At 47.2% G+C, this 11,071-nt stretch carries 10 protein-coding genes; 4 read left to right on the forward strand and 6 right to left on the reverse strand.

What is annotated here, in order from left to right:
• Nucleotides 1-2: 2 nt before the first annotated feature.
• Together ACWIP2_RS08010 and ACWIP2_RS08015 are read right to left on the reverse strand one after the other, a co-directional pair.
• Entirely contained in the window at nt 3-350 is a 348-nt protein-coding gene (locus ACWIP2_RS08010; RefSeq protein WP_448519398.1) for a hypothetical protein, read from the reverse strand.
• A 45-nt stretch (nt 351-395) separates the two neighbouring features.
• Nucleotides 396-1,145, reverse strand: a complete 750-nt coding sequence (locus ACWIP2_RS08015) for a geranylgeranylglyceryl/heptaprenylglyceryl phosphate synthase (protein WP_448519399.1) — start codon at nt 1,143-1,145, stop codon at nt 396-398.
• A 97-nt stretch (nt 1,146-1,242) separates the two neighbouring features.
• Here ACWIP2_RS08015 and pyk point away from each other — a divergent pair, with 97 nt between their 5' ends.
• Nucleotides 1,243-2,679, forward strand: coding sequence for a pyruvate kinase (gene pyk, locus ACWIP2_RS08020; protein ID WP_448519400.1), 1,437 nt, complete (start codon nt 1,243-1,245; stop codon nt 2,677-2,679).
• A gap of 56 nt (nt 2,680-2,735) precedes the next feature.
• Nucleotides 2,736-3,707, forward strand: a complete 972-nt coding sequence (locus tag ACWIP2_RS08025; protein ID WP_448519401.1) for a PhoH family protein — start codon at nt 2,736-2,738, stop codon at nt 3,705-3,707.
• Here the strand turns inward: ACWIP2_RS08025 and ACWIP2_RS08030 are convergent.
• From ACWIP2_RS08030 to ACWIP2_RS08045, 4 genes are all read right to left on the reverse strand, one after another.
• On the reverse strand, nt 3,704-4,087 hold the full coding sequence (locus ACWIP2_RS08030) for a DUF423 domain-containing protein (protein WP_448519402.1): 384 nt from the start codon (nt 4,085-4,087) through the stop codon (nt 3,704-3,706). The two genes, ACWIP2_RS08025 and ACWIP2_RS08030, sit on opposite strands and share 4 nt — an antisense overlap.
• Nucleotides 4,084-6,384, reverse strand: coding sequence for a peptidylprolyl isomerase (locus ACWIP2_RS08035; protein ID WP_448519403.1), 2,301 nt, complete (start codon nt 6,382-6,384; stop codon nt 4,084-4,086). Before ACWIP2_RS08035 ends, ACWIP2_RS08030 begins: the two co-directional genes overlap by 4 nt.
• Nucleotides 6,384-7,310 (reverse strand): M20/M25/M40 family metallo-hydrolase, encoded by a 927-nt coding sequence (locus ACWIP2_RS08040; protein ID WP_448519404.1) that lies wholly within the window; start codon nt 7,308-7,310, stop codon nt 6,384-6,386. The genes ACWIP2_RS08035 and ACWIP2_RS08040 overlap by 1 nt, the downstream gene beginning before the upstream one ends.
• 74 nt (nt 7,311-7,384) lie before the next feature.
• The gene (locus ACWIP2_RS08045; protein WP_448519405.1) at nt 7,385-10,135 is read right to left on the reverse strand and encodes a DUF3352 domain-containing protein; all 2,751 of its coding nucleotides are present in this window, start codon (nt 10,133-10,135) and stop codon (nt 7,385-7,387) included.
• A 112-nt stretch (nt 10,136-10,247) separates the two neighbouring features.
• Between ACWIP2_RS08045 and ACWIP2_RS08050 the strand changes: the two genes are divergently transcribed.
• Nucleotides 10,248-10,511 carry an autorepressor SdpR family transcription factor gene (locus ACWIP2_RS08050; protein WP_448519406.1) on the forward strand — a complete coding sequence of 88 codons (264 nt, stop codon included), beginning with the start codon at nt 10,248-10,250 and terminating at the stop codon, nt 10,509-10,511.
• Nucleotides 10,512-10,520: 9 nt separating this feature from the next.
• Nucleotides 10,521-11,071, forward strand: a 551-nt coding sequence (locus ACWIP2_RS08055; protein ID WP_448519407.1) for an SdpI family protein, incomplete at its 3' end; no start/stop codon positions are given.

An 11,071-nucleotide genomic window follows, 5' to 3' on the forward strand; every position in this document is an offset into this window, starting at 1 on the left:
TTTTACAGTTTGTTACCTTTTTGCATGGCATTCACTAAGGTTTCGGAAATGATTTTTGAAACTCCTCTGCCCATAGCGCTGTTCAACATACCCATGTTCAACTTGCCGGCAATTTGTTGCATCAGATCGCCCTGAAGGCTGTTTTTTGCAGCGCTGTCTAAGGACAAGCCCTTGTTGGGGTCGCCGAGCGCTGCTAATTGCTCAGCACTGAGCAGGCTGCCGATCACTCCGTTAAACTGTTGCAAAACAGTCATAAGCATCTGTTTTTCAATTGCTTCATTAACAAATGGCAGATCTACTGCCGCATTGATTTTATCGGCTAGAGAGTCTAACTGTGCAGGTGATAACATAAATGGATAGTTTATTTATGTTGCAAGATAAGGTTTTACGGGAAATTACCGGACATTTCTGTTGGTCTCATCTCTCATGGCGACCATGTCTGCAAGTATGGCAGGGTTTTGTTCCCACGCTGTTCCAATGACTACTACATCAGCTCCGGCACAGTACGCAGTTGCCAGTGCATCTACGGAGCGAATCCCGCCGCCAACAATCAAAGGTAGGCTAACCGCCCGTCGTACTGCTGCAATTACCTCCGCAGGGACAGGGCGAATCGCTCCACTGCCTGCTTCCAGATAAATCATTTGCATCCCCAGCATCTCTGCTGCCATAGCAGTTACTGCGGCTAAATCGGGCTTATTGGCAGGTATAGGCTGTGTATTGCTGATGTAAGATACGGTTGTAGGCCTGCCTCCGTCTATGAGTATGTAAGCTGTTGGGATGGTCTGAAGGTTCATTCGACGGATCAGCGGGGCAGCCGCTACATGCTGCCCAATCAAGAAGTCTGGGTTGCGACCCGATACCAGCGATAGCAGCAGCAGCGCATCGGCCGCAGGGCTGAGGTGCTGATAGCTACCCGGAAAAAGCCATACCGGAATATTGAAACGATCTTTGAGCCATGTAACCGTATGGTGTACATCTCCTTTGGTGAGTAAACTGCCACCAACAAGCAGTAGGTCGGGTAAATGCCGCCCCAGCATGCGCCACCACTCGGCCTGATGATCGAACATCACCTTATCGGGATCTATCAGAACAGCAAGCAGTTGCTGCCTGTCGTTGATTTTCTGCTGCACCGAAACTTCTGCCAAGGCTTGTTCTTTTTAATTTCTCAAAAAAACCTAACTTTATCGCCGACAAAACTAACGGCAGGAAAGTTTTTAACCTCACTTCTGCAAGCAAAAAAGAATGATAACTGAAAATTACAACCGAACAAAAATAGTAGCCACTGTAGGGCCTGCTTCCAACTCACGCGAGCAACTCCGCGAACTCATGCTGGCAGGTGTAGATGTTTTCCGACTCAATTTTTCACACGGCAGCCACGAAGATCATCTGAAAGTTATCCATATGATTCGCGAGTTAAATCAGGAAATGGAAATGACAGTAGCCATCTTGCAAGATTTGCAAGGTCCAAAAATCCGCCTGCGCGAAGTAGAAAACAACGGTGTAATGGTAGAGGCAGGCGATAAAATTGTAATTGCTTACGAAAAAGGAGTTGGTACTAAGGAACGTCTTACATGCACCTACAACTTAGCAAAGGACGTAAAACCCGGTGAACCCATCCTGATAGACGACGGGAATTTAGAGTTTCGGGTGGACAGTGTTACAGCAACCGAAGTTTTTGCAACTACTGTTTACGGCGGGCTGATCAAGTCTAAAAAAGGCATCAATCTGCCCAATACACTTGTATCCGAGCCTTCTCTTACACCCAAAGATCTGGAAGATCTGGTTTTCGGACTGGAGAATAACGTAGATTGGATAGCGCTCTCCTTTGTGCGTCAGGCAGAAGACCTGAACGACCTGCGCCGCATCATCAACGACAGCGGAAAGGTTACAAAAATTATTGCCAAAGTAGAAACTCCTCATGCGCTTAAAAATATTGACGGGATCATTGCTGCCACAGATGCGGTGATGATAGCTCGCGGTGATTTGGGCGTAGAAATCCCGATGGAAGAAGTACCTCTCTGGCAGAAAAAAATTGTCGCCAAGTGCGTAAAGCAAGCCAAGCCTGTGATAGTAGCCACGCAGATGATGGAAAGTATGATCATCAACCCACGCCCGACCCGTGCTGAGGCAAACGACGTTGCCAATGCCGTGTTAGACGGTGCCGATGCGGTGATGCTGAGTGCAGAAACAGCCAGCGGCAAATATCCCGTAGAAGCGGTTAAAAGTATGGTGCGTATTCTGACTGCCGCAGAGTCTTATGGCAACATCTACAACAAGTACCACGACGTTCCAAAAGAAGGCAATAAAAACGAATACAGTGCCAACATGATTGGTCATGCAGCCTGTAGGCTGGCAGAACTGACCGAAGCCAAGGCGCTTATTTGCATTACCCGCTCAGGCTATAGCGCTTTCCAACTTTCCAGCCGCCGTCCCAACGCAGGTATTTTTGTATTCACCGAAAATCAGCACTTGCTTACTACACTCAATTTGCTGTGGGGAGTGCGCTGTTTCTATTACGACAAGTTTCAGAGTACGTACCTTACATTGAAGGCGACAGAACAAATCCTTGTAGAAAAAGGTTATCTTGCAAAAGGGGATTTGTTTATTAGTACTGCTACCATGCCTATGAACGAAGAGTATCGCCGTACGAACATGCTCACACTTCACTGGGTAGAGTAGTTGCATTTTCAGCCGCCAACACTTAATTTAGTACAAAGTCTAAGACAGCAATTAGTTTGGTAGAAAAAGTCATTCACTTAGAAGATGTATCGCTTGTAGATTTTTTTGGTGCAGAAAACAGTAATCTACGCCAAATCACACAAGCCTTCCCGCACACAAAAATCATTTCCAGAGGAAGTGAGTTGCGTATTCGAGGTAACTCTACTGAGATTGTACGCATCAATGAGCTTATCAATGGACTATTGGAGTATTACAATAGGTTCGGTAAGGTTACGTCTGAAAGTATAGACGCATACCTGAGCGAACATCAAAGCGAGTGGTCTGTCCGCAAAGAATCAGATGAAACCATCTTGCACGGTGTTCACGGAGAAGCGATTAAGCCGCGTACTGCTAACCAGCGCAAGCTCGTAGAGGCAGCTATGCAAAACGACATGGTGTTCGCGCTCGGTCCTGCCGGAACAGGCAAAACCTTCCTTGCTGTTGCACTTGCTGTGCGTGCATTGAAAAATAAACAAGTCAAAAAAATCGTCATCACGCGTCCTGCTGTAGAAGCAGGCGAAAATCTTGGCTTCCTGCCGGGCGATCTGAAAGAAAAAATAGACCCTTACCTGCGCCCTGTGTACGATGCACTGGAGGACATGATCCCAGCCGAAAAACTAAAATTCTATCAGGAGCGGAATATCATCGAAATTGCCCCGATTGCATTTATGCGCGGACGGACGCTGAATCATGCCTTTATCCTTATAGATGAAGCGCAAAACACAACAGCTATGCAGATGAAGATGATCCTGACTCGGCTGGGCCCTTATTCTAAAATGATTATCACCGGTGATCGCTCGCAAATAGATTTGCCGCGCAAGCAGTGCTCGGGGCTGGTCGAGGCACTGAAAATCCTCAATGGGGTAGAGGGCATCGGCTTTGTAGAACTGCATGAGCGCGATGTTGTTCGTCATAAATTAGTAAAGCAAATTATCTCAGCTTACGATCGGCACGAGCGTGGCTGCGAAGATAGGCGACAAGATGATTAGGCGCGCGCGGCCAATGCGGCATACAGCCAACCTCCGATCATGAGCATACCGCCAATCGGGGTGATAGCCCCAAGCCAACCAATCTGCAACAGACAAAGCGCATAGAGCGATCCTGAAAAGATCGCCGTACCGCCCAGCAATAGCCAGCCCGCACGTATGATTGCCTGCTGCGCTTTGTCTGTCATTTTTGCCCATACAGACAGTAGCAACATTCCTAAGGCATGATAAAAATGGTACTTAACAGCTGTTTCAAAGGTATCTAACCTACCGGTAGCCATCAGCATCGGCTTTAAGCCATGCGCCCCAAAAGCTCCAATAGCAACTCCAAGTGCAGCAGCAACCGCACCAGCCATGAATAATCGTTGTATCTGTCGGTTCATTTTTTGCGAATCAGTTGGTTGAACACATCTTGCTCCAAGCGCAGGGGATAGCGGTTTTCCAATGTTTTTAACCACTCGGCTTCCAAAAACTGCTGATAATCGGCAATAACGATACCGCGAGTTTCGCTTAGCTCTTTCGGACGCGCAGGCTGTACTTCGTGTATAATCACCCAGTACCACTTATTACCTATCTGTAGCTCATAATCGCCTTTCTTCCATGCCGTAGCATCTACTATCGGGTTCTCGCCGCGCCCAAACAGTCCTTCATTCAGTTGCACAGAAAGTGGAATCTCACGGTTGAGGTTCTGAACCATGATTTTTTTGTTGCGCCCGTACACCAGCACCTGTGCCTGTGAGTTTGTGCCCTGACTGATTGGCTGTACAGCCTCAGCTATGCGCAGCGGTGAGATACCGGCAGCAATAATACGCTCTTTTAGTATGCGCATCCTTGCCTGTGCAATCTGACGACTTTCGCGTGGCGTATAGCTCGCACTCAGTTCTACGATCGTGGTCGTATCGCGCTTAAGAATATTCAGGAGCTGGGTCAAATTTTGGAGAGCATCTGCACTGGGCTGCGATTGTCCGGGGGCGTAGGCAAATTGCCCGATATCCGAAAGATCGCCATCGAGGTAATAATCTTTTTTGTATTCTTCCTTGATGCGCTGCAAGATCTTCTGCGATGCGACAGTGTAGATACTCACCTGCGCCCGATCGGGCCACTGATAGCGGCTGCGGTTATTGTCAAAAAACTTTTGCAGGCCTTCGCGGTCGGTCAAGGCTCTACCCCAAACGCGTTCCTCCATGATCTTAAACAGGAGAATTCCCTCGCGGTACTCATTGAGCAGATAGGCATAATCAGGATATTTTTCTGCCAAATGTGCTTCCTCGTACTCGATAAGCGACTGTGCTACAAACTGCTCGTACAATTTGTGAACAAATTCACTCAGTACAGTTCCTTGTCTCTGCCCCATTCCCTGATTATTTTCGATAAAAAGTGCTGCATCGCGCAGCAAATAGGGCTTACCTTTGATCGTAAACACTATTTTGGACAGATCATTGGATGCACGATCGTAGTTCCACTCGCCCTGTAAAATTGATTCATCGGGCATGGCGAGCAGTATTTGTTTGACATGCTCGTTTTCTATCCAGTCATTTTCTTTTTTGAGCTTGGTGATCAAATAGCTGCGGCTCATCTGTCCCCGCGAGTCTTTGCTGATTTTCTGACGTAAAATGGGCTCCAACTCGTTGAAGGACTCTATCGGGCGGCGGTCTTTGAGCTTAATCAGATGCCAGCCGTACTGTGTCTGTACAGGATCAGAAATATCGCCAATATTTTTCAATTGGAAAGCCGGCTCGGCAAAAGCAGGAATCATCGTACCGATACTGAACCACTGCAACTCTCCGCCAATATCGCGCGAGTTAGCATCGTCGCTGTAGGCCAAGCAAAGCGAATCCCAAGAGCCGCCCTCGGATAACCGCTGCCGAATAGCACGAATGCGCTCTAAGGTGGCAATAGAGTCGGCAGCAGTTGCTTTTTCGGGGAATCGTGCCATAATATGCGCTACTTTGATAGCGCCTCTGTTGGGGCGGCGACTCATAACTTTGACGATGTGGTAGCCAAACTGCGTCCGAACCACTTCAGAAATCTGTCCTACGGGTGTTTTATATGCAATATCTTCAAAATCATAGACCATTTGCAAGGCTGTGAAATAGCCTAAGTTGCCTTTTTCTTCTTTGGCGGCAGGATCTTCTGAGTAAGTAGCTGCCAGCATACCGAAGTCTTCGCCCGCAAGCGCACGACGGCGTAAGTCCTGAATCTTGCGAAAGGCTACCAGCGTATCTTGTGGGGAAGCATCGCGGGGGCAACGGATGAGGATATGGGCGGCATTGATTTCCTCCTGCAAGCGCTGATAGGCTTCTTTCACCATACGGTCGGTGTAGGCATTGACAGACAGATAAGACTTTGCCAGTTGCTTCTGGTAATCGGCAAGTTCAGATTTGTAGGACTGCGTAGTATCATAGCCCAATGAGCGCGCCTCGTACACCTTGCGCTTAAAATTGACAAACAACTGTAAATACTCGCGCAAATTTGACTCAGTGTAAGCCATAGAGTCATTGCTGCTGTTTTTTTCATACAGATAGCGAAATTCCCCTACGCTCACAGGTTGATTGCCGATATAGGCAAGCGTGCGAGTATCGCTAATTGTACTAACGACAGTCTGCTGCGTCTGGCAACCCCAAAACAGACTCGTTGCAACCGCTACGGCAAGAAAAGTTCTGAAAACACGCGCTTTCATTAACGTTTTTTCTTTTGCTTATAAATAGGAACAAGATTTTTATCCAAAAGTTGGATACTGTCCCCAATCCCTTTAACTACGGCTGAAAAAAATTCGGGTTGTATGCGATCAAAGGTGTCTGTTGGTTTGTGGTAGTCTTCGTGGTCGTCCACACCAAAGTAAATGAAAGGAATTCCCTTCTGATGGAAAGGCGCGTGATCTGAGGCATTGCTCCAGTCGTAGCCGGGCTGTTCTTTGGGTTCGTCGTGTCCAAAAGTAAGTGTAAAGTCTTTGATGGCTTGTTTTTCTAAAATATTTCTCAGCAGCGGAGTGTGGTAGGCGCCAACAGCAAATAATTCATTCTTTGCGCTTCGGCTAACCATATCCATATTGATATTCAATGCAAGATTGGCAATCGGAAAAGGCAGATTTTCTACAAAGTAGCGCGAGCCTTTTAGTCCCATTTCCTCAGCATCCGGCGCAAGAAACAATATGTTGTGTAGGGGTTTTTCTTTGGCAAAACGTTCTGCCAGTGCAAGCAGTGCAGCCACTCCCGAAGCATTGTCATCTGCTCCCGGGAAAATATCGTTGCCTACTTTGCCTAAGTGGTCGTAGTGCGCGCAGACTACAATCCAAAGATTTTTATTTTTCCCCTCAATTACACCCGCCATATTGATCCCTTGTAAAGTTTCGCTTTGGCGATTTTTAAACTCGAATTTTTGTTCGTAGCTGCTGCCAAAAGCAGGTTTCAAACCTATTTCTGCAAAGCGTTTTTGCAAGAAATTGCGCGCCTTAGCAGCGCCTTCCGTACCGGTTCGCCTGCCCTCAAACTCAACCGAGGCCAGTATTTTAAGATCGTCTAATAAACGGCTTTGTGTGGCCGATATTTGTGCTGCAAGCGAAAAAGATGCAGTATATAGCAGGAACAAGAACAGGTATTTCTTCACGTGAATAGTAGGGTGTTAGTCTTGCGCAAAAAACGCGCTGTAAAATTACGATAAAATTCTATGCCTGCTGCACATCACAACGCCACCTCCCATGCCTGCAACTTGTTCTGATGCCCTGCAAAAACCAATACGGTGCGTTTTTGCTCATTTAAGCGCACAGCAACGGGCTGTCGCGAGGGTATCGGCTCTTTTGTAAGCAAATCTCCATTTGTCAGATAGAGGCGACAGAGTTCCGTTTTGGCATTGGTAACAGCAACTACATCGGCACCTGCGCCAAAGCCAAAAAACTGCACCCAGTGGCGGCTGTCGTCGTTCAATGTTTGCCGAAATAATACTTTACCGTTCATGTCTGTACAAATCAGGCGATTTTGGAGCTGGCGGGCTACGATCCAACGCCCGCTCCCGCTTTGGTCTGTACAAAAACTAAAATACCCGCCACCTGCATCATCATAACATTGCTCCCGTCCGGCAACTTGTCCTTCAAAATTAATGCGGAGCAGTTCGCCGCTTTCCGTCAGTATCCGCACGTGATAACTCGCAAAATCAGTACCTGCCTCTATCACAGCAGCAGGATAAATAGGCTGCTGTAGAGTTACCGGAAAACCTGCATAGCTTTCCCCGTTGCGCTTCATCAAGATCAAGCTCCCGCCGTCTTGTACGGCAATCATACAATCTCTTGACTGGATGCGCAAATGTTGCAGCGGTATTGCCAGCGATCCTGTAGTTTTTCGCGGCGCCCAGCCCTGCAAGACCTGCCCACTCTTACTGAGCAAGAAGATGTTTCCGTTGGCGGTAGAAAGCGCAAAGCGATAGTCTTTAGTATTGTCGTAATCAATCACACCGAGCCGATCCAGCGTGCCGCCCCAGTCGCGCTGAACAGGAAAGCCGCTGACAATGCGTCCCAACCGATCAACCAGATAAAGTGCCTGTGTAGTGGTGAGCAGATACTGTAGTTTGCCGTTGTTCAGATAGTCAATCTGCGGATAACCACTTGTAACGGGTACGCCCATAGACAGACTCCACAACTTTTTGCCATTTGCAGTAATCAAATGCAGGTTGTTACTTTGGTCTTGAAAAATTAGTTCAGTAGATCGGTTGTTGTGGTTAATGACCAACTGCGGCTGCTCGCGCAAAGGGCTGCCCAGATTGACCTCCCACAACTTTTGGGGAATGCCTGTGGTCGTATTCCTGCGGTCGCCATGTCCTATAATGACTCGCGCCAAAAAATGACCCTGTGGTTTGCCACTCAACTCAAAACTAAAATTGGTAAAAAATAACCACTGGCGCAGATATAGCATCGCGTTTTTTTCTGTAGTCGAGGAGAGATACTGCTGCTGCCGCGTCCAGTTGCGTTTGTGGTGCACAATCAAGTTGATGTGCGCTGCCGAGTCCAGTCCATCAAACAGGTATTGCTTCTCGGGCAGCGCCCATGTATTGCCGCGCTCGATCTCGTCGGTGTAATTTTTCAGGGCAGAGGGACGATTACCAAAAATTAGGTATTGTGCATTAACTGCTACAAAAACCTGCGGAAAGCCGCCAAATGCTTCCCCAAATAGCATCAGGGGCAGGTCCGGCAGTGGAAGCTGAACGATCCTCAGTTTCCCGTATCGCTCGCTGAAAAGCGTATCTTTAGGATTTTTCAGTGTTTCCTTTGCTGCCTGCTCCAATAAGCGCAAGGCTTTGCGGCTGTCTTTACTAGCCACCAGTATGCAGCGGTCTGCCTGTCCGTCGGGCAGGATTTCTGAAACTGCCAAAGCAATTTCTCCATCCAGTTGTGTGTAAAAATCTTCTGCATCAAGCCCTGTTTTTTCTGCCAGAGAATCCATTTTATCTAACAACAATGGCTGATGAACCGCCCAGTATTTGCGCAGCTGCTTGTACAACTGTCCGCCGTCTGTAGCACCAATGCGATACAGATAGGCAGTTTCGGCAGGAATCCACCTTGCTATCGGGCGGAGGGGAGCAGGGGGATTATCTTTCAAAAAAGCAGTCAGTTGTTTCTCGCGCGCGTTGGCAGTAGCCCCGATCCATCGCAAGCTGTTTTTGCGAATATCCAGCCCCAGCAGCAAATCATCGGTCATATTTGCCAGCAGATCTGCATCGGTCAACTCAGCAAACACCCCCACCCAGTCCTTTAATTTTTCAAAATTGAGGTAAAGACGCACAGGAGTATCTGCCATCAGTTGCCGCGCTGTAAAGAGGCTCGTATGCGCACGTTGAAAATTATTTCGCCCCAAGCTATTATACGTCCGAACAACATCTTCTATCAGGTACGGGGTAAAACTGCCCACCCAGTAGCCATCTGCCAGCAAAAAAGTAAAAATACTACTGCGGTTGCGATCGGTTAATTCATACAGGTTCTCGCCCTGATAAACCCTCGTTTCTTTAGGTACCGGCTGAAAATCAATAAATAACTGTTGCAATATTTCCAAATCAGCTTCTGTGGGCGCTTCTACAGGGATGTAAAAAATAGCATCAAAATCATTCTTAGCCGTTACGTGCAGGCTTACATACAAGGTCTGCTCGCCGAGCAAGCGAGCATAATCTGCAATACTATCTAATTTGGCAGCCTGCTTGTGCCAACGTTTAAAAAAGGGAACTTGCTCCAACTGCTCCCATGCCGCACTGTTGCGGAGGTTGCGCCATTGCGTAGCAACCTCTCGCACTTCTATTACTGCCACAGCCCCCGAAGGAATTAGCGGCCAGGCAGGATGGTTACGGTATCTATCCAACAAATAAACAACTGATTGCAACAATCCAAAAGTAAGCGCACCAATCAGCAGTGCTATCAGCAGGCTTTTATATTTTTCCCAAAACTCAGCCATCAAAACAAAGTCATTTATTTTGTCCAAAGTTATGCTAAGCGCAGCGAAAAAATTTCATACATTTTTGATTGTCCATTAGACGATTGTCTAAATATCTAAGTAAATTTATCGCGTGAATACGATTTTCAAAGCATTGAACGATCCTACCAGACGCGAAATCTTAGAACTGCTGAAAACGCGCGATATGACTGCGGGTGAGATTGCCGAGCATTTTCAAATCAGCAAGCCCAGTATTTCGCATCATTTGGATCTACTGCGGCAGGCAGAACTTGTGTCCAGTGAAAAAAAGGGACAATTTGTAATCTATTCACTCAATATGACCGTTGTGGACGAAATTTTACAATGGTTTTTTCGCTTCAAATCATCCGATAGCTAAACAATATCTATGAAACTCAACCGAACCGACTTGTTGGCAACTCTGCTCATCGTAGCGCCATTAATTTATGGGCTGTGGCTGTATCCGCAGTTACCCGATCCTATGCCTATCCATTTCGGTCTGAATGGGCAGCCGGATGGCTTTGCCAAAAAAAGTTTGTTTTACATTTTTTTACTACCTGCGATCAACGCCGGCTCATATTTTTTTACCAAACTTCTTATACAACTTGACCCAAAAACAGCACAGAAAGCAGGTAGAGCCTCCATGCAACTAGATAAAATACTTCTATCTGTTGCCCTACTGCTTAGTGTAGTCTCATTTTTTGTTTTCCAATCCATGTCCGATGGCAGCATAACCACAGGCACAGGCAAACTCATACCAATAGCAATAGCGCTGTTTATCAGCGTAATAGGGAATTACATGAACAGTGTGAAGCCTAATTATTTTGTTGGCTTCCGCACGCCTTGGACATTAGAAAACGAGGAAGTATGGCGCAAAACACATCAGTTAGGGGCTAAAATATGGTTTTGGGGTGGTATTCTCGTCGCCCTTGCCGCTGC

It is taken from the genome of Rhodoflexus sp., assembly GCF_053489755.1.

What these genes read in the sequence shown, in the direction of transcription:
- ACWIP2_RS08010 (WP_448519398.1), bottom strand. Translation starts at nt 350, where the DNA reads ATGTTATCACCTGCACAGTTAGACTCTCTAGCCGATAAAATCAATGCG.
- pyk (WP_448519400.1), top strand. Translation starts at nt 1,243, where the DNA reads ATGATAACTGAAAATTACAACCGAACAAAAATAGTAGCCACTGTAGGG.
- ACWIP2_RS08030 (WP_448519402.1), bottom strand. Translation starts at nt 4,087, where the DNA reads ATGAACCGACAGATACAACGATTATTCATGGCTGGTGCGGTTGCTGCT.
- ACWIP2_RS08035 (WP_448519403.1), bottom strand. Translation starts at nt 6,384, where the DNA reads ATGAAAGCGCGTGTTTTCAGAACTTTTCTTGCCGTAGCGGTTGCAACG.
- ACWIP2_RS08045 (WP_448519405.1), bottom strand. Translation starts at nt 10,135, where the DNA reads ATGGCTGAGTTTTGGGAAAAATATAAAAGCCTGCTGATAGCACTGCTG.